The sequence below is a fragment of the Sagittula sp. NFXS13 genome, from assembly GCF_040148795.1.
In the GTDB taxonomy this organism is placed as follows: Bacteria; Pseudomonadota; Alphaproteobacteria; order Rhodobacterales; family Rhodobacteraceae; genus Sagittula; species Sagittula marina.
The window spans coordinates 71,483-95,719 of the sequence record NZ_JAGEMH010000013.1; the positions used below are offsets into that span (position 1 = coordinate 71,483).

General features: G+C 60.7%; 24 protein-coding genes. 13 read left to right on the forward strand and 11 right to left on the reverse strand.

The window, feature by feature from the left end:
• Position 1: 1 nt before the first annotated feature.
• The 5 genes from J4E08_RS19295 to pncA all read right to left on the reverse strand — a co-directional run bounded on the left by J4E08_RS19295 (position 2) and on the right by pncA (position 6,018).
• Complete coding sequence (locus J4E08_RS19295) at positions 2 to 928, reverse strand: prephenate/arogenate dehydrogenase family protein (RefSeq protein ID WP_349539872.1); 927 nt, start codon at positions 926 to 928, stop codon at positions 2 to 4.
• Positions 925 to 2,010 carry a histidinol-phosphate transaminase gene (hisC, locus tag J4E08_RS19300; protein ID WP_183969081.1) on the reverse strand — a complete coding sequence of 362 codons (1,086 nt, stop codon included), beginning with the start codon at positions 2,008 to 2,010 and terminating at the stop codon, positions 925 to 927. The genes J4E08_RS19295 and hisC overlap by 4 nt, the downstream gene beginning before the upstream one ends.
• A 110-nt stretch (positions 2,011 to 2,120) precedes the next feature.
• Positions 2,121 to 3,410, reverse strand: a complete 1,290-nt coding sequence (gene pncB, locus J4E08_RS19305) for a nicotinate phosphoribosyltransferase (protein ID WP_349539873.1) — start codon at positions 3,408 to 3,410, stop codon at positions 2,121 to 2,123.
• On the reverse strand, positions 3,368 to 5,311 hold the full coding sequence (locus J4E08_RS19310; protein WP_349539874.1) for a hybrid sensor histidine kinase/response regulator: 1,944 nt from the start codon (positions 5,309 to 5,311) through the stop codon (positions 3,368 to 3,370). Before J4E08_RS19310 ends, pncB begins: the two co-directional genes overlap by 43 nt.
• A gap of 113 nt (positions 5,312 to 5,424) precedes the next feature.
• Positions 5,425 to 6,018 (reverse strand): bifunctional nicotinamidase/pyrazinamidase, encoded by a 594-nt coding sequence (gene pncA / locus J4E08_RS19315; protein ID WP_349539875.1) that lies wholly within the window; start codon positions 6,016 to 6,018, stop codon positions 5,425 to 5,427.
• 102 nt (positions 6,019 to 6,120) lie between these two features.
• Here pncA and J4E08_RS19320 point away from each other — a divergent pair, with 102 nt between their 5' ends.
• Together J4E08_RS19320 and trhO are read left to right on the forward strand one after the other, a co-directional pair.
• Entirely contained in the window at positions 6,121 to 7,338 is a 1,218-nt protein-coding gene (locus J4E08_RS19320; protein ID WP_349539876.1) for an Hsp70 family protein, read from the forward strand.
• A 39-nt stretch (positions 7,339 to 7,377) separates the two neighbouring features.
• Positions 7,378 to 8,307 (forward strand): oxygen-dependent tRNA uridine(34) hydroxylase TrhO, encoded by a 930-nt coding sequence (gene trhO / locus J4E08_RS19325; protein WP_349539877.1) that lies wholly within the window; start codon positions 7,378 to 7,380, stop codon positions 8,305 to 8,307.
• Here the strand turns inward: trhO and J4E08_RS19330 are convergent.
• Genes J4E08_RS19330 through fliF form a run of 5 tightly spaced genes read right to left on the reverse strand, consistent with a single transcriptional unit; the run spans position 8,304 to position 12,805 of the window.
• Positions 8,304 to 9,515 (reverse strand): MFS transporter, encoded by a 1,212-nt coding sequence (locus J4E08_RS19330; RefSeq protein ID WP_349539878.1) that lies wholly within the window; start codon positions 9,513 to 9,515, stop codon positions 8,304 to 8,306. The genes trhO and J4E08_RS19330 overlap by 4 nt on opposite strands.
• A 58-nt stretch (positions 9,516 to 9,573) precedes the next feature.
• Positions 9,574 to 10,305 carry a flagellar type III secretion system pore protein FliP gene (gene fliP / locus J4E08_RS19335; RefSeq protein WP_183969094.1) on the reverse strand — a complete coding sequence of 244 codons (732 nt, stop codon included), beginning with the start codon at positions 10,303 to 10,305 and terminating at the stop codon, positions 9,574 to 9,576.
• Between the two features lie 4 nt (positions 10,306 to 10,309).
• Entirely contained in the window at positions 10,310 to 10,594 is a 285-nt protein-coding gene (locus J4E08_RS19340) for a FliM/FliN family flagellar motor switch protein (protein WP_349539879.1), read from the reverse strand.
• On the reverse strand, positions 10,587 to 11,204 hold the full coding sequence (locus J4E08_RS19345) for a FliH/SctL family protein (protein ID WP_183969098.1): 618 nt from the start codon (positions 11,202 to 11,204) through the stop codon (positions 10,587 to 10,589). The genes J4E08_RS19340 and J4E08_RS19345 overlap by 8 nt, the downstream gene beginning before the upstream one ends.
• On the reverse strand, positions 11,201 to 12,805 hold the full coding sequence (gene fliF, locus J4E08_RS19350; RefSeq protein WP_183969159.1) for a flagellar basal-body MS-ring/collar protein FliF: 1,605 nt from the start codon (positions 12,803 to 12,805) through the stop codon (positions 11,201 to 11,203). Before fliF ends, J4E08_RS19345 begins: the two co-directional genes overlap by 4 nt.
• 126 nt (positions 12,806 to 12,931) lie before the next feature.
• Between fliF and J4E08_RS19355 the strand changes: the two genes are divergently transcribed.
• The 6 genes from J4E08_RS19355 (at position 12,932) to J4E08_RS19380 (ending at position 16,585) form a co-directional block, all read left to right on the forward strand.
• Entirely contained in the window at positions 12,932 to 13,453 is a 522-nt protein-coding gene (locus tag J4E08_RS19355; protein WP_349539880.1) for a flagellar basal body-associated FliL family protein, read from the forward strand.
• 11 nt (positions 13,454 to 13,464) lie between these two features.
• Entirely contained in the window at positions 13,465 to 13,809 is a 345-nt protein-coding gene (locus tag J4E08_RS19360; protein ID WP_183969102.1) for a hypothetical protein, read from the forward strand.
• 9 nt (positions 13,810 to 13,818) lie between these two features.
• Positions 13,819 to 14,475, forward strand: coding sequence for a MotE family protein (locus tag J4E08_RS19365; RefSeq protein WP_349539881.1), 657 nt, complete (start codon positions 13,819 to 13,821; stop codon positions 14,473 to 14,475).
• Between the two features lie 134 nt (positions 14,476 to 14,609).
• Positions 14,610 to 15,158 carry a L,D-transpeptidase gene (locus tag J4E08_RS19370; protein WP_183969105.1) on the forward strand — a complete coding sequence of 183 codons (549 nt, stop codon included), beginning with the start codon at positions 14,610 to 14,612 and terminating at the stop codon, positions 15,156 to 15,158.
• Between the two features lie 32 nt (positions 15,159 to 15,190).
• Positions 15,191 to 16,351, forward strand: a complete 1,161-nt coding sequence (locus tag J4E08_RS19375) for a geranylgeranyl reductase family protein (protein ID WP_349539882.1) — start codon at positions 15,191 to 15,193, stop codon at positions 16,349 to 16,351.
• A gap of 36 nt (positions 16,352 to 16,387) precedes the next feature.
• A complete protein-coding gene (locus J4E08_RS19380; protein WP_349539883.1) occupies positions 16,388 to 16,585 on the forward strand; it encodes a hypothetical protein in 198 nt (65 codons plus the stop codon).
• Between the two features lies 1 nt (position 16,586).
• Here the strand turns inward: J4E08_RS19380 and J4E08_RS19385 are convergent, their stop codons facing one another.
• A complete protein-coding gene (locus tag J4E08_RS19385) occupies positions 16,587 to 17,270 on the reverse strand; it encodes an arylesterase (protein ID WP_502949299.1) in 684 nt (227 codons plus the stop codon).
• Positions 17,271 to 17,283: 13 nt separating this feature from the next.
• On the opposite strand from J4E08_RS19385, the gene J4E08_RS19390 reads away from it, so the two are divergent.
• The 5 genes from J4E08_RS19390 (at position 17,284) to J4E08_RS19410 (ending at position 24,237) form a co-directional block, all read left to right on the forward strand.
• Positions 17,284 to 17,982, forward strand: a complete 699-nt coding sequence (locus J4E08_RS19390) for an ABC transporter ATP-binding protein (RefSeq protein ID WP_183969108.1) — start codon at positions 17,284 to 17,286, stop codon at positions 17,980 to 17,982.
• The gene (locus tag J4E08_RS19395) at positions 17,979 to 20,495 is read left to right on the forward strand and encodes an ABC transporter permease (protein ID WP_349539885.1); all 2,517 of its coding nucleotides are present in this window, start codon (positions 17,979 to 17,981) and stop codon (positions 20,493 to 20,495) included. The genes J4E08_RS19390 and J4E08_RS19395 overlap by 4 nt, the downstream gene beginning before the upstream one ends.
• A 146-nt stretch (positions 20,496 to 20,641) precedes the next feature.
• Positions 20,642 to 21,526: an inositol monophosphatase family protein gene (locus J4E08_RS19400; protein ID WP_349539886.1), complete on the forward strand. Its 885-nt coding sequence runs from the start codon at positions 20,642 to 20,644 to the stop codon at positions 21,524 to 21,526.
• 57 nt (positions 21,527 to 21,583) lie between these two features.
• Positions 21,584 to 22,819, forward strand: a complete 1,236-nt coding sequence (locus J4E08_RS19405) for a putative DNA modification/repair radical SAM protein (RefSeq protein WP_349539887.1) — start codon at positions 21,584 to 21,586, stop codon at positions 22,817 to 22,819.
• A complete protein-coding gene (locus J4E08_RS19410; RefSeq protein ID WP_349539888.1) occupies positions 22,819 to 24,237 on the forward strand; it encodes a UdgX family uracil-DNA binding protein in 1,419 nt (472 codons plus the stop codon). Before J4E08_RS19405 ends, J4E08_RS19410 begins: the two co-directional genes overlap by 1 nt.

Consider the following 24,237-nt stretch of genomic DNA (forward strand, 5'->3'; position numbering starts at 1 on the left):
ATTACCGAGTCCGGCCAAAGTCAGGCTCATTCGTATCCTGCCCGGCCTCCAGAATGCTACGACGGATGGCACGGGTGCGTGTGAAGTAGGCGTGAAGCTGCTCACCATCGCCGGTGCGAATGGCGCGTTGCAGGGCGAACAATTCTTCGGTGAAGCGGCCAAGAATTTCCAGCGTGGCTTCCTTGTTGGTCAGGAACACGTCACGCCACATCGTCGGGTCACTGGCGGCAATCCGGGTAAAGTCGCGAAACCCAGCGGCGGAGAACTTGATGACCTCCTGGTCGCTGACGCGGCTCAGATCGTCGGCCACACCCACCATCGTGTAGGCGATCAGGTGCGGAATGTGGCTCACCACCGCACATACGAGGTCGTGATGCTCCGGGTCCATCCGTTCGGTCATGGCGCCAAGGCGGCTCCAGAACTGCTCCAGCCGCGCGACCTCTGCATCGGGCGTGTGGTCCACCGGCACGATCAGGCACCAGCGGTTGTCAAACAGGCTGGCAAAGCCCGCGTCCGGCCCGGAATGCTCTGTCCCGGCCATGGGGTGACAGGGGATGAAATGCACGCCCTCCGGGATGTGCGGCTGCACCTCCTCGATCACCGTACGCTTGACCGATCCGACGTCGATCACCACGGCGCCGGGCTTCAGATGCGGGGCAATGGACGCGGCCACGGCGCCCATGACACCCACGGGGGTCGCCAGGACGATCAGATCCGCGTCCTGCACCGCCTCTTCGGCGCTGTCACAGACCACGTCGCAGAACCCAAGGCGGCGCGTCATTTCGCGGCTCTTCTCGGAGCGTGCATAGCCCCGGATCTCGGTCGCCATGCCGTCGCGGCGGCAGGCCCAAGCCATGGAGCCGGCGATCAGACCCAGACCGATCAGCGCGATCTTGCGGTAGACGGGGGCCGGGGTGGCCTCCGTCATCGGGCACCTGCCTTGAACTGGCCGATGCAATAGGCGACGCGACGCACCGACGGTTCATCGCCTACGGTGATGCGCAGGCAGTTGGGCAGGTTGTACCCCGCCACGCGGCGCACGATCAGCCCCTGCTTTTGCAGATACAGATCGCAATCTTCCGCCTCTTGCTGATCGGCAAAGCGCGCCAGCACAAAGTTCGCAACCGAAGTGTCACAAGGCACACCATGTTCGGCGAGAGCCTCTGACAAGATAGTGCGCAACCGCGTGTTATCGTTGCGACATTTCTCGGCATAGGCGGTGTCGCGCAGGGCGGCCTCTGCCGCTGCCAGCGCCGTAGACGACAGGTTGAACGGCCCGCGCACACGGTTCAAAACGTCGATCACATGACGCGGCCCATAGCCCCAGCCGACGCGCAAACCGCCCAGACCATACAGTTTTGAAAACGTGCGCGTCATCACCACATTGTTGCGCATGTCGACCAGCTTGGCGCCGCCATCGTACCCTTCGACGTATTCCGCGTAGGCCCCGTCAAGCACCAGCAGGCACTGATCCGGCAGCCCTTCGGCCAGCCGTTCAATCTCTGCCATGCCGATCATGGTGCCGGTGGGGTTGTTGGGGTTGGCGATGAACACGAGCCGCGTCTTGTCGGTGCAGCCGTCCAGCAGGTTGTCCACGCAAGTTACGCGGTCGCGTTCCTTGACCTCGACCGGGGTCGCGCCAGCCGCAAGCGCGCTGATGCGATACATGGCAAAGCCGTGTTCGGTGTACAGCACCTCGGTGCCCTCCCCCGCGTAGGCCTGGCACAGAAAGGTGATGATCTCGTCCGATCCAACGCCACAGATCACCCGCTCCCAATCAACGCCATGCACCTCGCCAATGGCACGGCGCAGATCCTCGTGGTCGGTCGGGGGATAGCGATGCAGCTCGTGCACGGAGCGCGCCACCGCGTCTTTCGCCGCAGGGCTTGCGCCAAAGGGGTTCTCGTTCGAGCTAAGCTTCACCACGTTGGTGACGCCTTCCACCTTGGATTTCCCGCCCTGATACAGGGCGATGTCCATGATGCCGGGCTGCGGGTCGATGGGGGCCATTGGTAACTCCTTCGCACAGGGGCTTACCCCCGTCCGCGGGCCAAGAAAAGCCCCACAAAGGACGCGGGTCGACGCTCAGGTGTCGGTGACGTTTTCCGGCAACCCGGACGTCAGACCACCACCTTTTGCGCAACTTGTTCGCCGACCCCAAAAACACGCTTGTAGCGCGCAATTTCCTCGGCCGGGCCCATCGCCTTGTTGGGGTTGTCGGACAGCTTCACCGTGGGGTTGCCGTTGGCCGACACCGCCTTGCAGACAAGGCTGAATGGCGCCAGGGCATCGTTTGGAACAAGCCCGCGGAAATCATTGGTCAACAGCGTGCCCCAGCCAAAGGACACCCGAACCCGCCCCGTAAACTGATGATACAACTCGACGATTTTCTGCTCGTCCAAACCGTCGGAGAAGATCACCAGCTTCTTCGTGGGGTCTTCGCCCCGGTCTTGCCACCAACGGATCGCGGTCTCTGCACCGGCGGCAGGATCGCCGCTGTCGATACGAATGCCGGTCCACCCCGCCAGCCAGTCTGGCGCGTGCTTCAGAAAGCCGTCGGTGCCGTAGGTGTCGGGCAGGATCATGCGCAGATTGCCGGAATGCTCCTCGTGCCAATCCGCCAGCACATCATAAGGGGCCTGCGCCAATGCGGCATCATCCTTGGCCAGCGCAGCGTAGACCATGGGCAACTCGTGTGCGTTGGTGCCAATCGCCTCCAGATCGCGGTTCTTGGCGATCAGGCAGTTCGACGTGCCGGTGAAATTCTTGCCCAGCCCTTCGAGCATGGCCTGCACGCACCAGTCCTGCCAGAGGAACGAATGCCGCCGCCGCGTACCGAAATCAGCGATCTTCAGATCGGGCACCTGTCGCAGATGTTCGACCTTTTCCCACAGCTTCGTGGCGGCACGCGCGTACAGCACCTGAAGCTCGAACTTCCCCATGTCGTGCAGCACGGCGCGGCCGCGCAGCTCCATCAACACGGCCAGCGCGGGAATTTCCCACAGCATGACCTCGGGCCATTTGCCTTCAAAGGTCAGCTCGTATTGGTCGCCGACCCGTTCCAGATGGTAGGCGGGCAGTTGCAGGGTCTCGAACCACTTCATGAAATCCGGACGGAACATCTGGCGCTTGCCATAAAACGTGTTGCCGCGCAGCCAGGTGCTTTCGCCGCGGGTCAGGGACAGCGACCGGATGTGGTCAAGCTGCTCGCGCAGTTCGCCCTCGTCGATCAGTCTGGCCAGAGGTACCTCGCTGGAGCGGTTGATCAGGCTGAACGTTACGTTGGTGTCGCGGTGATTGCGAAACACCGACTGGCACATCAACAGCTTGTAGAAATCCGTATCGATCAGGGACCGGACGATCGGATCTATTTTCCACTTGTGGTTCCAGACTCTTGTCGCGATGTCCACGGCGTGCTCCCTTCCGAACGGTCGAGCCCTGTTACGGCATCAGTCCCCGGTTGTGAAACACCTTTATGAAGTCGGGACGCACGCGCAAGTGCCGCGATGAGCACGGATTTCCGAATGGGTTTCGTAAGGAAGTCATCCATCCCCGCAGCCTGACACGCCGCCTGATCAGAGGCAAAGGCGTTGGCGGTCAGCGCGATAATATGCGGCTGCGGGATATCAAGCGTTCGGATACGGCGCGAGGCCTCCAGCCCGTCGAGTTCCGGCATGGCCATATCCATCAGCACCACGTCCGGCTTTATCCGCGCAGTCAGATCCAGCGCTTCGCGCCCGTTCACCACTTGGTACAGCGTCACTTGCTCTGCCTTCAGCAGTTGCTGCACCAGCAGGCGGTTGGTTTCGTTGTCGTCAGCAAGGATCACGCGCAATGGTCTTGCGATACCCTTGTCCACGGGCACCAGACCGGGTCCGCGCGCCGAAGCCTCTGCCGGCGCACGCTTCAGCGCGACGGTCAGCTCGAAGGTCGCGCCGTGACGGTCCGGATCCGGCTGCAACAGCTGGATGTCGCCATCCATGCGTCGCGCCAGCGCCCGGCTGATCGGCAAACCCAGACCCGTCCCGCCAAACCGTCGCGTGGTGGCCGCATCCGCCTGTTGAAACACCTCGAAAATGGCATCGCTCCGATCAGGCCGCACGCCGACCCCGGTGTCCATCACACGGATCACCATGCGCCAACCGTCCGGTGTCTGCTCCGCCCGAGAGATGACCTTGACCTCGCCCTGTTCGGTAAATTTGATTGCATTTCCCATCAGGTTCAGCAGGATTTGCCGCAGCCTTCCTTCGTCCGCACTGGCCCGCGCCGGCAGCGAACCGTCGTCCGCGATCACGACTGTCAGTCCTTTGGCCTGCGCCAAAGGCATCAACAGCCGTGCCGCCGCGCTGATAGATTCGGACGGCGCAAAGGGCAGCGCCTCGAATGCCATCTGGCCCGCATCCAGCCGCGAGAAATCCAACACATCGTTGATGATCCCCAACAACGATGTCGACGCCGTCCGGATCGTATCAACATAACCGCGCCCCTCGTGGCCGAGCTCGGTCTGGGCCAGCAGATCGCTCATGCCGATCACAGCATTCAACGGTGTGCGGATCTCGTGGCTCATGGTCGCGAGGAAGGCGGATTTGGCCTGCGCCGCCTGCTCCGCCTCTTTCTTCGCCGCCAGCAACTTGCGATTGGTCAGCTCTTGTTGTGCCGCGCTCTGCATCAGGTCGCGTTCATTGGTCAGCCGCCGCTTCCAACTGCGCACTGCAAACGCAACAAAGGAGAAGGTCAAATAGCTCAACATCGCCACCTGAAGCAGATGGATCAGTTGTGGAATCCCGAAACCGCCCGCTGTCACCACGTCCGCCACCAGATAGATTGGCACGCAGGACGACAGAACGCCAAGCTTGACACACGACGCCAGCCGATGATGCGTCATGACAAACCCGGCATTCACAGCCCCAGCCATGAGAAAGCACAGCGCGATCAAAGATGCCTCACCCGTCGTCGCAAAGGCCAGAAGCAGCAAGACACAAACGGCAATGGTCAGCGACTGCACCCCGGCGGTGAAGGCCGTGAACCGTAACAAGGGTGGTAATGACGCTCCCAGTCGCAATCGCTTGCGAACATACTGCAAGCTGATCAGGTCGATCCCCTCCCCCGCCAAGGCGAGGAAAACACAGACCATCGCGGCCGTAGGATTGACCACATACCAGACCACCACCGTCCCGATGAGCGTCGCCACCTGCCGAACCAGAAAATCCCGAATGCGCGCGCGTGCATACCGGTCAAGCAAGGCTGCCTGACCGTAGCGGGACTCGAATTGGGCATCTGCGGTCGCTTGGACCGCATCGGGTTGCGACATGAGGTGGGGCTTCCGGCTGAAATAGATGCTAGGTCAACAGAATGTACAAATCCCGATAGTCAGGGAAGACTACAAATCCGGTTACTTTTCGTCTTTATTTCAAACTTTAGTGGCTAAACCAGCGCCACGCCCGCCTGCTGCATCCCCGTCTTTGCCGCCTGAAGGGAGCTGTCAAAATCAATTGCACGGCATAGATGTTCCCGCACCTCCACCGCAAATCCCAGCTTTGCCGCATCCACCGCGGAAAAGTTCACACAAAAATCCAACGCCAGCCCCACCATGGTCAGCCGGTCGATCCCCCGCGTGCGCAGGTATCCCTCCAGCCCGGTAGGCGTGCGATGGTCGTTTTCGAAGAACGCGCTGTAGCTGTCGATCTCCGTGCGGAACCCCTTTCGCAGGATCAGGTCAGCGCGGTCCGCTTCCAGCGCCATATGGAACTGCGCGCCCGGAGAGGCCTGAATACAATGATCGGGCCACAGCACCTGCGGTCCGTAGGGCATCTCGATCAGATCCATCGGTGCGCGGCCGTCGTGGGTGGAGGCAAAGGACGAATGCCCCGCCGGATGCCAGTCCTGCGTCAGCACCACCGCATCGAACTCTGACATCAGTGCATTAATATCCTGCACGATCTCATCCCCGCCCGGCACGGCCAGCGCGCCCCCGGGACAGAAATCGTTTTGAACGTCGATCACGATCAGCGCGTGCATGGCGGTCTCCCTATCGTTTGGGCAACCCTAGGATGACCACAGATGGATTGCCATAGCCGCAACTTCTGGCTATTCCGCCCGCTTCGTACGAAAGGGATTCCCATGGCTCGGCTCGGATTGGATTTCGGCACCTCGAACACCGCCGCTGGCGTGATGGCGGGCAACCAGCCCTACGTGATCCCGCTGGAACCCGGCGAACAGACCTTGCCCACCGCCGTCTTCATCGACTTTGCCGACAAGAAATATGTCTACGGGTCCGCCGCCGCCCGCGCCATGCGCGACGGGGCGGAGGGACGTTTCATGCGTGCGCTGAAATCCATTCTCGGCACGCCGCTGGCCCGCGAACCGCGCCGCATCCTGAACGAGCGCATCACCCTGATCGAGGTCATCGCCCGCTTCCTGTCAGAGATCCGCGAACGCGCCGAGGCGCACACGCACATGACTTTCGACACCGCGTTGTCGGGGCGTCCGGTGCGATTTCACTCCGCCTCTGACGAGCGTGACGCGCAGGCGCTGGCCGACCTGACAGAGGCCTACCACCTCGCCGGGTTCAAGCATGTCGACTTCCTCCCCGAACCGGAGGCCGCCGCGCTGGCCTCTGGCGTACAAGGGCGGTCGCTGATCGTCGACATCGGCGGCGGCACCTCCGACTTTACGCTGTGCGACCGCGCCGGGTCAGACACGCAGGTGATCCATTCCACCGGCTTGCGGCTGGGCGGGACCGACTTCGACAAGGCCCTGAGCCTCGATTTCGCCATGCCGCTGTTCGGCTACGGGGCGGAGATCGGCGCAGAAATGGGCAGCAGCACCCACGCCGCGCCCAAGGCCCTGTTTCACGATCTGGCAAGCTGGGAAAAGATCCCGTTTGTCTACGATGCTGCCCAGTTGCGCGAAGTGGGCCGCTGGATTCGCCTCGCCCCCGACCCCGAACCGTTTGAACGGCTGTCCGACGTGCTCGAAAGCCATCTTGGCCACGACATTGCCTACGCGGTCGAGGCCGGGAAGATCGCGGCCAACGGCGCGGACATGGGGCGAATCGATCTGCGTGAAATAGAAAAAGGGCTTGGACTCGATCTGTCTCAACAGGCGATGAACGCAACGCTCACCGAATTCGCCAACCAGATCGCCGCTCAAGCGATGGAGACGCTGCGCGAGGCAGACGTTGCGCCCGCCACCGTGGACAGCGTGGTCTTTGTCGGCGGCTCCTCCCTTCTGGGGGCCGTGCGCAGCGCCATGGCCACCGCCCTGCCCGATGCCCAACCCGTCGACACAGAGGTCTTTACCGCCGTGGTCCATGGCCTTGCCATTGCGGCAGAATAGCCGATTGTCAGCTGACAATTCTGGGAGTACCGCACACTCATGTACACTGTTTGCGCCCTCTACCACTTCACCCGCTTTCCCGATCACACCGCCCTGCGTGACCCGCTGCTGGCGCTCTGCCGCGAGGCCCATGTGACCGGCTCGCTGCTGCTGGCCGCCGAGGGGATCAACGGCACCATCGCTGGCCCGCGCGACGGTATAGACGCGGTGCTGGCCCATCTGCGCGGCCTGCCCGGCTGTGCCGATCTGGAATGGAAGCTCTCCACCGCCGAGGTGCGCCCCTTCGCCCGCATGAAGGTGCGGCTGAAAAAAGAGATCGTCACAATGGGCCAGCCTGACGTGGACCCCAAGGCCCGCGTCGGTCATTACGTCGACCCTGCGGATTGGAACGACCTCATCCGGTCTCCGGACGTGGCGGTGATCGACACGCGCAATGACTACGAGATCGCCATCGGCACCTTCGAAGGCGCGGTCGACCCCGAGACCACCAGCTTTCGCGAATTCCCGGCCTGGTGGGAAAAGAACAAGGACCGCTTTCACAACAAGCGCATCGCCATGTTCTGCACCGGTGGCATCCGCTGTGAAAAATCCACCAACTATCTGATTGGACAGGGAGTCGAAGACGTCTTCCACCTCAAGGGCGGCATCCTGAAATACCTAGAAGAGGTCCCGCAAGAGGACAGCACATGGAATGGATCCTGCTTCGTGTTTGATGGTCGTGTGTCGGTGGATCACGGGCTGACCGAGGGGCCCCACGTGATGTGCCACGCTTGCCGTCGACCCATTCTGCCCGAGGATCGCGCGCGCGCCGAATACGAACATGGCGTCAGCTGTCACCTTTGTGTCGAAGAAACCTCTGATGAGGACAAGGCACGCTTCCGCGAGCGGCAAAAGCAGATCGCCCTGGCCCATGCCCGTGGCGAGCGGCACCTGCACGCCGACGAGGATGATCACCCCCTCGAACGCTAGGCCAGGGCCGCGTTCGCCCGTCTGCCGCGCGTCAGGATCAACACCATCACCGCGATGTTCATGGCGTTCCAGCCGATGCCGTTGATGAAGGCCCATTCATAACTGCCGGTCAGATCGTAGATCACTCCGGACAGCCAACCGCCCAGCGCCATGCCGATGATCGTAAGCATGATAACGAAGCCCACCCGCTCACCCGCTTCGCGCGCAGGCAGATATTCCCGGACGATCACCGCGTAGGCCGGGACGATGCCCCCTTGGCTGAGACCGAAGATAAGACTGACGATATACAGGCTGACCAAACCGCCCGCCGGCAGGTAAAGGAACAGCGCAAGCGCTTGCAGCACCGATCCGATGAGCAGGGTCCGTACCCCGCCCAGCCGATCCGACAACAGGCCAAAGCCGATGCGGGAGACTACGCCGCCCATCAGCATCACTGACAACATCTGCGCCCCCGCCATCGCGCCGAAGCCGTAATCCACGCACAGCGCAACGATGTGAACCTGCGGCATGGACATGGCCACACAACACCCGATGCCCGCCGCCCCCAAGAGCCAGACCAGCTGGCGGGAGGAGAAACCGGTGGCTCTTGCCTTCTCCCGCGCCTGGGCCTCGGCTTGGCTGAGCGCGTCCTCCGGTACGGTGCGGCCCAGCAGCAATACCAGAGGGATAAAGATCGCGAGCGTGAGAACAGCAAGCGCCATGTAGCTCCACCGCCAGCCTGCATCGCCCGAGAGGCCGGCAAGGACCAACGGCCAGATCGCCCCGGCCAGATAGTTGCCCGAGGCCGTGACCGCCACAGCCAGCCCGCGCCAGCGTTGGAACCACAGCGACACATCGGCAATCAACGGACCAAAGGCAGCTGCCGTGCCGAAGCCAATGAAGAATTGAACCGCGCTCAGAATGAGGATCGAGGGCGCGAGGGAGGCCAGCATGTAAGCCAGCGCGATCAGCACACCCGCCCCGCTCAGCGCCCTCTTCACGCCGTAGCGGTCCACGGCGCGACCGATGAACAGATTGCCCAGCGCAAAGCCGACCATGGTGATGGTGTAGGGCATTGCCGCACCGGCACGGCCCGCATCAAATTCGTTGGCCACATCAGGCAGGATCACAACGATAGCCCACATGCCCGCGTTGCCCATCACGGCGATCGCCAAGGTCAGGGCGAGCCGCCACCACGAGTAGCCACTGTCAAAAGGGGACGGGGTCATGGTGAAACCATATGAGGGGCGCACCCTGCACACCAGTCCGAAAACGCCGCTTTCCGTGCTAGAAGTACCCTCTGACGAGACTGCCGGCCAGCAGGCTCCATCCGTCGGCCACCACGAAGAAGGCCAGTTTGAACGGCAAAGACACAATGGCCGGTGGCACCATCATCATGCCCATGGACATCAGCACAGCCGCCACAACGAGGTCTATGATCAGAAATGGCAGGAAGATCAGGAAGCCCACCTGAAAGGCGCGCGCGACCTCTGACAGCATGAAGCTGGGCACCAGAACGGACAGCGGCGATGCAGGTTCCAGGGTCGTCATCGCGGCGTCAGGGCGAAGGTCGGCCATGGCTTGATAGGTATCGGCGTCCGTGCGCCCGGCCATAAACTCGCGGAACGGCGCGATGGCCCGAACGGCAGCCTCTTCAATTTCAATCTGCTCTTCGATCAGGGGTTGCACGCCTGCTTGGTAAGCCTCTGTAAATACAGGCTCCATCACGAAATAGGTCAGGAACAATGCGAGGCTGACGATCAACATGTTGGGGGGTGACTGTTGCAGCCCCACGGCCTGCCGCAAGATCGCCAGAACCGTGACCATGAACGGAAAGCAGGTGATCATGATCCCGATGCCGGGCGCGAGGCTCAGCAAGGTAATCAGCGCGATCAACTGGACCGACGTGGCGGTGATAGATCCACCCTCCCCCACGTCTATGGAAACGGATTGCGCGAGCGCAGGCTGCGCGAGGAGAACCGCCCCGAAGGACAGTGCCAGGATGACCCCCAATCGCATGGCGTCAGGCCGGGCTTTGCAAGTCGACCACTTCGGTCAGACGTACGGCCAATTGGCCGTGGCCGTCTCCCTCCACCACCTCCAAAACGCCGATTCCAATGAGCTTTTCCCCGACATAAAGTTCCACCGGGTCGTCCAGCTGCTTATCGAGGGTGAGAACAGACCCTTCGTTGAGCTGTAAAAGCTCGCGCACAAGAGGGCGTGCCTTGCCGACGGATACGGTGATCTCGATCGGAACGGTGGTAAAAGGCGTGCTGCCCTGCGCCTGACCGGCCTGCGCATTATCCATGGTTCGTTTTCCTTTGGTTTTCGTAGGCAAATCCCTGCACGGCCTCACTTACGGACGCGATAAGGTCGCCAAGATCAATCTGGCGTTCTTGTTGGGAGAAACGGATGTCGGCCTGTTCTTCGGAGAGGGTATCATCCTCCACCAGCTGGATCGGAAAGCCGAAATCGGCGTCAAGCACGGACCCGACGGCCTCGAGCTTACCCGGGGCGACCGCGATCTCCACGCTCGCGCCCCCGATTTCGTTACTGAGTTTTTCGAGTTGCTCGGCGATGTGATGGCCCAGGGTGGCTCGGGCCATTTCGGGCAACAGCGCGCCGACCATCTCCGTCAGCAAAGGGCTGACCGCATTCATCATCTGGCTATAGGCCTCCTGATAAGTGAAAGACAGATCCTGCAGATGCTGACCCAACGCGCTGGTGATGTGCGTGCGATCATCGGAATGCGCCTTCACCGCGTCATCCCATCCTGCGCGATAGCCTTTTTCGAAGGCTTCGAGCTTCTGCCCCTCCAGTTCGGATTCGCTGATCGATGCTTCGGGCTGGTTGAGGGAAGGCAAGGTCACAGAGCTGCCGGTTCCGAAGTCTTCCAATAGGTCCTCTAGCGCGCTCAACTTGTTTTCTCCTTGTCCTCTTCCAGCCAACTGCGCAGGATTTCCACGGTCTCCGTCTTGCGTTCCTCGATGAGGTTGCGCAGGCGATCAACGGGATCGTCATCAGACGATGACCCATCAAAATCGCCCATGCCCATGCCGCTGAAATCTGGTCCATCGCCCATCATCGGCAGATCGCCAAAGCCACCCATCGGCTCGATCTCGCCATCCAGCGCTGGTCCGGCATCATAGGCGCCATCGGGTGGGGGCAAAGCTCCCGCCGCCCCGGCTGCATCAGCACTGGCGAGCACGGGACGCACCACGAACAACCCGAGGATGAGGGCAACGACGGCGAGCACAGCTATCTGAATCAGGCGCATCGTGTCGATCACACCTGTAAAGAGACCGGGTTCGATTGGGCCGGTCCCAAGACCTTCCGGGCGCTCGAAAGGCAGCGAACGAAGTGTGATTTCATCCCCGCGCTCCTGATCGTATCCTACGGCAGAGGACACCAGATCACGCAACGCTTCGAGTTCGCCATCCGGCAAGGGAACAAAGGTCTGCCCACCATTCCCGTCGTCTGTGTAGGTACCATTCACCAAGACAGCCACTGTCAGACGTTTGATCGCGCCCGGCACCTTCGTGATTTCGCGTGTGGTTTCTGATACTTCGTAGTTAATCCGTTCACGCGTTTCGGCGCTCTGGGACGAAGAAGTCTCTCCGCCACCGGCGTTCCCGTCTGGCAGATTGGAGGCCACCGTCACGTCGCCGCCGTCCTGATTCTGCGAGGTATCGGTGCTTTCCTCCGTATCTGTGGAAATGACCACGCGCCCTTCCGGGTCAAAGCTGCGCTGGCGGATCATCTCGCTTTCAGTGACGGTGTCGACACTGACCTCTACCACGGCGTTGCCCTGGCCGACGCGCGCCTCCATCAGGCGTTGCACACGATCGCGCAGCAAAGCGGCCTTGTCATCCGCGCTGGGCCCGCCAGTGTTGTCATCCTCGGCACCGATCAAGCCACCTTTACCGTCGATCACCGCGACGCTTTCGGGCTCCAGGCCGGGGACGGCAGAGGCCACGAGGTACTTGAGCGCTCGCGCTTGGGTCGCCGATAGCGACCCTCCTGTCGTGGTGACCGAGATGGACGCCGTTGGAGTCACATTGCGTTGAAACGGGTTCGCAGAGCTGTTGGCGATGTGCACACGCGCGCTGGCGATTTGGGCATTCGCGACGATCGTTCGCGCCAATTCCCCCTCTTTCGCGCGCCAGTACGCCGCATCGAACATCTGGCTGGTGGTGCCAAAGCCCGACAGTCCATCAAGCAACTCATAGCCTTGCCCGCTGTTGGCCGGCAGCCCCTCGCTCGCCAAAGTGAGCCGCAGCTCATCACGCTGCGATTCGGGAACAAAGATTGCCCCGCCGCGCACCTCAAACGGTACGTTGCGCTGTTCGAGCGCTGTAACAACATCCCCGGCGGCTCCGTTTTCGAGCCCGGCGTACAGGAGCGAATAATTCGGGGCGGAAGCGATTCTCGCCAATCCCCAGACTGCCAACACCATGGCCAGGGTTGCACCCAAAACCACCATTCTCTGACGTCCACCAAGGGCCGCCCAACTGTTCATGATCTGGCTCAATCCAACCTCCGTCCAAACCTTCTGTTCGGTTGTTCAGAGTTTTGGCGCATTCGACTTAACAATCAGTTAGCCCCTTTCCTTTAAAAAGGCTGCAGATCGGAAAAGAGGTTCTGCATGTCGGATGCGACGGTCGACGACGAAAACGTCGAAGAAAAGAAGCCTTCAAAGTTGCCGCTTATCATCGGCATTGTTCTGGCCCTCGCAGGTGGCGGTGGCGGTTTTTTTGCCGTGCAGTCAGGAATGCTGGGGGGTGACGGTGATCATACTGCGGAGCACAGCGCCGGGAGTGACAGCGGCGCCGAGTCGGAAGAGCAGGTCGATACACCTGCCCTGCCCGCAGTGTCGTTTATCGAGGTGCCGCAGGTGGTTGTGTCGCTTGGCCCCGGTACACAGGCAGCGCATCTACGATTTCGCGCCAGCCTGGAGGTACCGCAAAACTACGCCGCCGAGGTCGAGGGAATCCTGCCGCGCGTCCAAGACGTGCTGAACAGTTATCTTCGCGCGCTTGAACCGCGCGATCTCGAAGCGCCGGGCGCGCTGGTGAAGCTGCGCGGACAAATGCTGCGACGTGTGCGCCTTGTCGCCGGGGAGGACCGGGTCCGCGACCTCCTGGTCCTCGAATTCGTTCTGAATTGAGGAAGAATCCTATGGAAATGATTGCAGATATTCTGTTGGTGGCCGGCGCGCTTGGGGCGGGGTTTTACTGCTTCATCCTGGCCCGCAGGCTAAGCAAGTTTACCGATCTGGAGAACGGCGTCGGCGGTGCCGTGGCTGTTCTGTCCGCCCAAGTCGACGATCTGACGCGCACGCTGACGGCGGCTCAGGACAGTGCCGGCGATTCTTCAAAGTCCCTGCAAGAGCTGACAGACCGGGCGGAAGATGTCGCGCGAAGACTGGAGTTACTTGTCGCCTCAATGCACGACCTGCCTCAAAAGCCACAACCGGCCCCGGAAGCGTCGGAACCGGTCTTTGTCCGCCATTCTCGAAACTGAGGTCGTCTTATGAAACTGTTCAAAAAGCAGGCTGATGTTCAGGCGCCCAAAGCGAAATCCGTCCGCAAGTCTCGTAAAAAGCCGAAAGGCACCCTGGCCGCGATCGGCGCTCTGCTTCTGGCGTCGGCCTTGGTGCGCGTTGGTGTTGGCGCTGGCGAGGCCATGGCGAAAGCGGATGCGGACGCGGAAAGCCACGCGCCAGAGGTCCGCGAAGAGCAGCACGCAGCTCAGGGCAGCGCCGCTTCGACTGTGTCCGACGCCGAGATCGTTCCCCTGATCGCCGCCTTGAAGGCGCGGGAGGCGCGTGTCTCAAAGCGCGAAGAAGACATGAATGTGCGAATGCAGGCACTTTCGGTCGCGGAACAAGAAATTGAGCGCAAAATGCAGGCTCTTGAGGACGCAGAGAAACGATTGCGGGATACGCTGGCCTTGGCTCGGACGGCGGCAGAAGATGACTTGACGCAGTTGACGGACGTTTATGCCAATATGAAGCCCAAGCAGGCAGCGGCACTCTTCCAAGAGATGGATCCGCAGTTTGCAGCTGGTTTTCTATCCCGCATGCGGCCCAATTCAGCTGCCGCAATCATGGCCGGGATGGACCCGCAAAAAGCCTATTTGATCAGCGTGATCCTTGCTGGCCGCAACGCGAACGTCCCCAAAGAGTGACAATGGGTGTTGCTTATACGCCACATGAAACACACCCCCCACGCCCTTGTGACCCCTCTCACCCGGAAGCCGGGATTGCTTTTCGACCGGCCAGAGGCCACATGTCTAAGATAAACTAATAGATGAGTGTCGCCATGATCAGCCGTCGTACATTTGTCGCCGCAGCAGCAGCGACGCTTGCTACCCCCGCCCTCGCCTTTGAGGTCGATCCCATGTTCAAACCCCAGCGCGTGGGGATGAAGCCGGACGCGGCGACGGGCCAAATCCTGATTCTGCCGCGCGCGCACTTCCTGTATTACATTGACCAGCCTGGCTCGGCGATGCGTTACGGGGTTGGTTTCGGCAAGGCGGGTCAAGCGATATCCGGTGAATTTTACGTCGGTGGCAAGAAAGAGTGGCCGACGTGGCGTCCGACCAACGCGATGATCGAACGCGATCCGCAGTCCTACAGCAAATTCATCGACAACGACTATGTCCAGCCGGGTGGTCCGGGTAACCCGCTTGGTGCACGCGCCCTGTATCTCTATCGCGACGGTCGATACACCTACAACGCAATCCACGGCACAACGTCGCCCCGCTCTATCGGGCGCTCTGTATCCAACGGGTGCGTTCGGATGATCAATGAGCATGTCCAGGACCTGTATCCGCGCGTACCCGTAGGAACCAAAGTTACGGTTCTGTGACAGGACGGCCGACGCGATCATTCGATCTTATTGTGATCGGAGCGGGTCCCGCGGGCACCGCAGCTGCGTGTACTGCCTTGAGAAATGGTCTGCGGACCGCTCTGATCGACAAGCATGACTTTCCTCGGGACAAGTTATGCGGTGGTGGCCTGACCGGACGTGCGATCGGCCATTACGCTCGGATTTTCGGCAAAACCATGCCGGAAATTCCGTTGGAGAAACGGAAGTCTTTCGAGTTTTACGCTTTCGGTCAAAATCTTGAGGCCGGAGAAGATGCACCGCCGATCCACCTGTGTATGCGGCATGATCTCGACGCTTACCTAGTGCGGCTTGCCGTCGAGGCGGGTGTCGAAGACTTCACCGGGCAATCTGGCACGCTCGATCTGGATGCCACTGCTGTGGATTTACCGAAGATTCGACTGGTGGCGCCTGTCATTATCGCGGCGGATGGGGTGAACAGTCCGACAGCCAAGTTACTGTTTGGGGAAGCATTCGATCGGAAGCAAATTGGCTTTGCCCTGGAAGTGGAGCGTCCCGGGCCCGCAACGGATGTGCCGCTGCGCATTGACTTTGGTGCAGCTGAATGGGGCTATGGTTGGCAGTTCCCGAAAACCGGCGGCACCACGATTGGTGTTGGCGGCGTGATGCACCGCAACGCTGATATGAAGGCTAAAATGGCCGCGTATCTTGAGCAGCTTGGCGTGACTGAGCCGCTGAAGGTGAAGGGGCAATTCTTGCCGTTCGGCGGCTTTCGCGCGACGCCGGGAAAGGGCTGTGTTCTGTTGGCCGGAGATGCCGCGGGTCTGGTGGACCCGATTACGGGAGAGGGCATCGCCCACGCCATGCGCAGCGGAGAACTGGCTGGCATCGCGGTCGCGCAGGCCTTAGCCAATCAAGCCCCGCAGTCAGCATTGAAGCGATACAAACGGTCCCTGAAGCCTATCCACTCCAGCCTCAAACAAGCGCGCGTCCTGCGTCAGATCATGTTCCGCGAAGCCCTGCGTCCGACTTTTATCCAAAGCTTTCGGCGCTCCAAAACCCTGAAGTCGGAATACTTGAGGCTGCTGGCGGGAGAAACAGAATACGGCGCGATCATGCGGCAGATGGTAATACGTGCGCCCGGTTTTGCGCTGCGCGCCCTTAGAGACGCAAAATCGCCCAGCAAAGGCCCTGATAAGTTCATCTCGCGTTAACGATTTGGCGCGTATGATCGGGCAAGAGGTTTTATCATGGCTATAATCGCTTTCATGTTCAGCAGTATTCTGGGTACCCTCGTTGGGGTTGCCGCTTGGGCCGTGGCTAGCGTTCCGCCAATGGCCGCATTCGGACTTTACCTCAGCCTGTCAGTCGTTCTGGGCTTTGCTTTTCTGCTGTACAGCTGGACTTTGCCACCGCAAATGCCGGGTCGAGAGAACGCGGCGGTCTGAATCACCCTTCAATCCGCGCAATCAAATCTTCGACCTTTGGTCCGACGGCCTCGATAACTTGCTTTACGCCCAAGGCGTTCGGATGGATGCCGTCGCTTTGCATAACGTTGCCGATGTCTGCTGGCATCTCCCCATCCTGCAAGACCCCTGCGAAAAAATTATCAAGGTAGAGTGTGCCATAGCCCTCGGCGAGTTCCGGGTAAATCCGTTCAAAATCAGCCTTGTAATCAGCGCCATAGTTTCCCGGCGCGGTCATGCCGATCAAAAGGACGTCAACATCCTGCGCCTCGGCCACTTGCAGAATGCCTTCAATGTTGGCGCGAGAGACCGCCGGATCAATGCCACGCAACAAGTCGTTGCCGCCAAGCGTGACGATCATACCCTCTATTTCCGGCGTCAGCGACCATTCAACCCGTGACAAGCCGCCAGCAGTCGTGTCTCCGGACACGCCGCCGTTCACGATCCTGACATCATGGCCGCGCTCCGTCAGCCATTCCCGCAGCTGGGGCACGAAACCTTCGTCTTCAAGCAGCCCATAGCCTTGCGTCAGACTGTCGCCCAACGCCAACAAATGCACCGTATCGGCACGTGTCATCGCCGGTGTTGTCAACCCAATCGTTACCAAGCCGACCAGTGCTGCCTTGCTGCATCCGCGAAAAACACCATATCTGAATACTGACCACATCGCGGAGCCTTTCATGACCGAACCTGTTCTCTCTCTCCAAGATGTCACTCTGAGCCTCAGGGGCAATGCCGGGATGGTGAAAATCCTTCACGGCATTTCGCTGGACGTTGCTGCCGGAGAGACGCTTGGCCTGATTGGCCCCTCCGGTTCTGGCAAGTCGTCGCTGCTGATGATCATGGGCGGGTTGGAGCGTGCGACCTCAGGCGCGGTCCTGGCGCTTGGCCAAGATCTGACGGACATGGACGAAGATGCGTTGGCCAGGTTTCGGCGCGACAACATGGGCGTGGTCTTTCAACGCTTTCACCTTATTCCCACAATGACCGCTCTGGAGAATGTTGCCACGCCGTTGGAACTGGCGGGCAAGGCCGATGCGTTTGGTCGCGCGCAAGCCATGCTGGACAAGGTTGGCCTGGGCCATCGCGGCGATCACTATCCGGCGCAGCTATCCGGCGGGGAACAACAACGCGTGGCGCTTGCGCGGGCCTTGGCGCCGCAGCCGCGCATTCTGCTCGCGGATGAACCGACGGGGAACCTCGATGGGGCCAATGGTCAGGCCATCACCGATCTGCTGTTCGACCTGTCGCGCGAACACGGGGCAACCCTCGTGCTCGTGACCCACGCGCCTGAGCTGGCCACGCTTTGCGACCGGACCATTCCCTTGCGAGACGGCTTGATTGACGCTGAGGCCACCGCGACACAGGCTGCCGAATGAGTTTCAAGACGTCCGCCCGTTTCGCCCGCCGGGAACTGCGCGGCGGCCTGTCCGGCTTTCGCATTTTCCTTGCCTGCTTGGCCCTTGGGGTCGCGGCCATCGCCGGTGTCGGATCCGTCCGGTCAGCCATTCAAGCCGGCCTTCAGGACCAAGGCGCAGTCCTGCTGGGCGGCGATGCACAAGCTGAATTCACCTATCGTTTCGCCAATGACGAGGAGCGCGCCTACCTCGACGATATTTCGACCAAGATGTCTGAAATCACTGATTTCAGATCAATGGCGACGGTCACGCGGAATGGCGAAACCGAAAGAGGCCTTACACAAGTAAAGTCTGTCGACGCGGCCTATCCTTTGCTGGGCTCGGTTGCGCTGAACCCCGCCATATCGTTGGATGAAGCGTTGGCAGAACGCGGCGCCGTGATGGCCCCGGTTCTCGCGGATCGGCTTGCGCTGTCGCCGGGCGACACATTTCGCCTTGGCGAGGCGGATTTCACCCTACGCGCTATTCTCGTGACGGAGCCGGATGACGCGGGAGACGGGTTCGGGTTGGGACCAAGGACGCTGGTTAGGACCGACGATTTGGACGGATCAGGCTTGCTGGCGCCCGGTTCGCTGTTCGAAACGGAATACCGTTTGCTGTTGCCCGAGGGCACGGATCTTGATCTGGCACGCCAAGACGCAGAGGCCAAATACGAGTCGAGCGGTTTGCGATGGCGCGATTCTCGCCGCGGTGCGCCTGGAATTGCGCGTTTCGTGGACCGCCTGGGCAGTTTCCTTGTGCTGGTCGGGCTGTCCGGCTTGGCCGTCGGCGGCATCGGCGTGTCAGCAGCGGTGAGGGCGTACCTCGCCAACAAGACCTCCGTCATCGCGACTTTGCGGACGCTTGGGGCAACACGGCAAACGATTTTCATGACGTATTTTCTACAGATTGGCGTTCTGTCCGTGCTTGGCATTGTGATGGGTTTGATCCTCGGCGCCGGTATACCGTTGCTGCTGTCCCCGATCATCGCCACAGCCTTACCCATCCCGACAATTTTCACCCTTTATCCGGCACCCCTGATCGAGGCCGCGCTTTACGGGACCCTCACGGCGTTGCTCTTCACCCTGTGGCCACTTGCCCGCGCAGAGGAGGTTCGCGCCGCAACGTTGTTCCGTGATGCTTTGTCCGGTGCGAAGGTTCTGCCCGGACCGCGATACATCGTCGCCACGGTTATTCTGGTCATCGGATTGGTGGGCACGGCAGCGGTGTTTTCCGGCAACGCGCGCCTGACGTTTGCAACCGCTGGCGGCATACTCGGCGCACTGATCTTGTTGGCCGGTGCCGCGTGGCTTATCCAACGCGCCGCGCGGCGCGCCACGCGCATCACGCGGGGGCGCCCAGCACTTCGATGGGCTGTGTCCAGCATCGGCGGACCACGGGAAAGCGCATCTGCCGTGGTTCTGTCACTGGGTCTTGGACTGGCCGTTCTTGCCGCAATCGGACAAATCGATGGCAATTTCAGGCAGGCTATCCAGCGAGAGCTGCCGGAACGTGCGCCCTCCTATTTCTTTGTTGATATCCAAAAGGATCAGATCGACGGGTTCCGGGATCGTGTGGAAAACGATCCCGCTGTAAGCCGCGTCGACAGCGCCCCGATGATGCGCGGCATCGTCACGCGAATAAATGACAGGTCTGCCCAGGAGGTCGCCGGCGGTCACTGGGTCGTGCGCGGGGACCGGGGCATCACCTACGCTGCCCAGCCTGACAGTCGCACCACAGTAACCGCGGGAGAGTGGTGGCCCAAGGACTACACCGGACCACCCCAGGTCAGTTTCGCAGCAGAGGAAGCAGAAGAAATCGGGCTCTCTCTGGGTGATACGATCACGATCAACATCCTCGGCCGCGACATCACCGCGACGATCACGTCCTTCCGCGAAGTGGATTTTTCAACCGCGGGGATTGGTTTTGTCATGACCTTGAATCCGGCAGCGGTCTCTGCTGCGCCGCATACCTTCATTTCCACCGTTTACGCAGAACCTCAGGCCGAAGCGCAGATCCTGCGCGATCTCGCCGACGCCTACCCCAATATCACCGCGATCCGGGTGCGCGATGCGATCGACCGCGTGTCCGAATTGGTTGACGGCATCGCCACGGCGGTCCGTTGGGGGGCTGCTGCCACCTTGGTAACAGGTTTCCTCGTGCTGATCGGAGCGGCAGCGGCGGGAGAAACCGCGCGTACATATGAATCAGCCGTGTTGAAAACGCTGGGCGCGTCCCGATCAAAGATATTGCAGAGTTTCGCCCTGCGCTCTGCCTTGCTGGGCGCAAGCGCAGGATTGGTGGCCCTGGGGGCTGGCATCCTCGGCGGTTGGGCGATCATGACATTCGTGATGGACACAACTTTCTCCGTCGTCTGGCCAAATGCGATTGGCGTCGTCACTGGCGGCGTGCTCGCCACATTGATCGCCAACCTGATGTTCGCGTGGCGCCCGCTTGCCGTGCGTCCGGCACAGGTGCTGCGCGCCAGTGAATAGGGCGTTTTTGCCTCGAGAGGCGCAGGGCGGAGTGACGCCTCCTGCGCCTTCTGATTTGCCAACATTCAGCCGTCCCCGCCCTTGAACCCCGGCGATGGCGCTGTCACTTCATGATGCAACCGCAGCAGAATGCCGGAGCGCACCCAATGACCGATTCTCTTCCCGTGCCGGTAACGGCCCCCCTGACGATGGCGCAGCGCGCACAGATCCTGAATCTCATTCGACGGGCCGCCAAGGCGGAAATTTTGCCCAGGTTTCGCAAATTGTCGTCGCATCAAATCGATACGAAAACCGGCATCCATGACCTTGTCACGGAGGCTGACAAAGGCGCGGAGGCTATGATTGCCCGCGCGTTGCAAACCATGTTTCCCCACGCGCTGATCGTTGGGGAAGAGCATGCATCAGCGAATCCGGAAATCCTCGAGAAAATTGCCGAAGCCGAGATCTGTTTCACCATCGACCCGGTCGACGGTACCTGGAATTATGCCAAGGGCTTGCCGCTGTTTGGCGTGATGCTGTCCGTCCTTCGGTACGGGCGGCCGGTTTACGGTCTGCTCTATGACCCGATGGTTAACGATTTCATCACTGCCGCTGCCGGAGGCCCGACAGAGTTGGTCATGCCACGCAATCTGCGTCGCACATTGGAAACCACCAAAGGCGGCCCAATCGAAGACCTCGTTGGCTTTGCGCCCGTTGCGCTGGTCCCGAAAGACAAGCAAGCACAGCTTGCCGCGACGTTCCCTAAATTTGCACGCATCACCTCCCTTCGGTGCGCTTGCCACGAGGCACGGATGGTCGCCTCCGGCAATGCGGATTTCGTTTTATTCGCCAAGATGACCGCTTGGGATCATCCGGCGGGCGCCATCGCAATCCAGCAAGCTGGCGGACATGTGGCCATGCTTGACGGCTCCGACTATTTGGTCGGGAAGGAAGGCTATTTGTTGTGCGCCTCCGACGCGGCGACTTGGGGCAGGTTGCGTGACCTCTTTGACTTCTTGCTCGACGCGCCGGCGAAGCCTGACAACGCCTGACAAAGCCGTTACTGTTCCCCTCTTGTTCGCAAACCGATGTGAACGTAGAGTGAACATATGAGCACAAAATCTCTGGACCACAAATTGGCGATTCTGTCGGACGCCGCCAAATATGACGCCTCTTGCGCCTCAAGCGGGGGGCAAAAGCGGGATTCGCGGGATGGCAAGGGCCTCGGAAGCGTCACCGGGGCGGGCATCTGTCATGCCTATGCGCCGGACGGTCGCTGTATTTCGCTGCTCAAGATTCTGATGACAAATTTCTGCATTTACGACTGCGCCTATTGCATCAATCGTGTCAGCAGCAATGTGGAGCGTGCTCGGTTTTCGCCCGAGGAAGTGGTTCATCTCACCTTGGAGTTCTACCGCCGCAACTATATCGAAGGGCTGTTTCTATCCTCAGGGATTATCCGGTCGCCTGACGACACGATGACCGACATGGTGCGCATTGCGCGATCACTGCGGCAAGAACATCATTTTCGCGGCTACATTCACCTTAAAACGATTCCGGATGCAGATCCGAAACTGATCGAGGAGGCCGGTCTTTACGCTGACCGGCTGTCGATCAACGTCGAATTGCCCACGGATCGCGCGGTCAAAGATTACGCACCGGAGAAGTCACCCGATCAGATCCGTCGAGCCATGGCCGACGTGCGCGTGTTGAAAGAGGCGCAAAAAGATAAATCGCACACTGGAAAGCGGCCGCCGAAATTCGCGCCGGCGGGGCAGTCGACGCAAATGATCGTTGGCGCGGACGGCGCCAATGACGCGACTATTTTGCAAAGCAGTACAAGGCTTTACAGCTCTTACAAACTGAAACGCGTGTATTATTCTGCGTTCTCGCCGATCCCGGACGCGTCCAAGGTGCTGCCGTTGGTCAAGCCGCCCTTGATCCGCGAACATCGGCTGTATCAGGCGGATTGGTTGATGCGGTTTTACGGATTCGAGGTGGACGAGATCACCGCCAATCGCAACGATGGCAACCTTGATCTGGAGATTGACCCAAAGCTCGCCTGGGCCTTGGCAAACCGGACGATTTTTCCCGTCAACGTCAACACCGCGGTGCGTGAAGTGCTGCTGAGGGTTCCGGGTTTCGGCACCAAAACCGTGAACCGCATTCTGACAACCCGTCGGCATCGCACCCTGCGGTATGACGATTTACGGCGCATGGGCGCGAACCTGAAAAATGCGAAACCCTTCATTCATGCGCTCGATTGGTCGCCGCGTGCCTTGACGGACACCGTTGATTTACGCGCGCGATTTGCGCCGCCCCCGGAACAGCTTTCGCTCTTCTGATGCACAGCGTTTCGCTTCCGCAGGTTGGGACGTTTGGCGCATGGCGGGATGCGGCGCGGACGTTGTTGTCGGCGGAAACGCCGCCTGAGGACATCCTGTGGTCCTTCGGTGATGACTGCGCGGATCTGTTTGGCGCAAAAATACCACTGCCGAAAGGCGACAAAGCGGTCACAGCGTCCAAACAATTCATTTCACTCGCAAATCTTGTCATTTGGAACCGTGATTCGGAACGGTTTGCGCGTCTCTACGCGGTGCTTCATGCGTTGCAACGGGACAAGGGCCTGCTGGCAGACCGCGGCGATCCGCGTATCGACCGGCTGCACAAAATGGCCAAAGAGGTCAGTCGGGACAAACACAAGATGACGGCCTTTGTACGCTTTCGGGAAGTGTCACAGCCCGGCGCGAACCGTCGTGCATTTGCCGCCTGGTTTGAGCCGTCGCACTTCATCATGGAACCGAGCGCACCATTTTTTGCCAAGCGGTTTGGCGACATGGACTGGACGATTTTCACCCCGCATCTGACGGCGCATTACGATGGGGCTGTGACATTTTCGGACGGCGTAACGAAACCACCCTTGCCCGACGATGCGACCGAGGAGCTTTGGCGCACCTATTTCCGGTCGATCTTCAATCCCGCGCGGGTGAAGGTGAAAGCAATGCAGGCAGAGATGCCCAAGAAGTACTGGAAAAACCTGCCTGAGGCCGATCTGATCCCCGAGATGATCGCAACGGCTCAGGCCCGCGCGGCCGAGATGGCCGCAAAGGCGCCGACACTGGCCCCGGCCCGGGCCGCGCCGATCCTTGATCGGCTCCATTCCCAACAAGCCGCCAAGCTGGAGACCCAGGATCAGTTCCTGATCGCACTGCAGGGCTGTCGGCGCTGTCCTTTGTGGGAAAATGCGACTCAGCCGGTGCCGGGCGAAGGGCCGTTGGACGCCGCGCTGATGATCGTGGGGGAGCAACCGGGCGATCAAGAGGATCTGAAAGGGCATCCCTTTGCCGGCCCCGCCGGGGCAGTGTTTGATGCGGCCTTGGAACAGGTCGGAATTGATCGTGGCGGGATCTATGTCACCAATGCTGTGAAGCATTTCAAATTCAAGCCGCGCGGCAAACGTCGCCTGCACCAGAACCCGAACCGCGATGAAATTCAGCACTGCAAATGGTGGCTCGACCTAGAAGTTGCGCGCGTTCAGCCCACGCTGATCGTCGCGATGGGCGGCACTGCGCTGGAAAGCCTCACCGGCACGCGAGAGGGTTTGCTGAAAAGACGCGGGCGGTTTGAGCAGACGCAGGATGGAATTCCACTCATGGTTACCGTGCATCCCAGCTACATTCTGCGCCTGCCGGACGCTGGGCTGAGGGCCGAGGAAGAGGCGCGCTATCGGGCCGACCTCGCACTGGCGGCGAGGTCGGTTTAA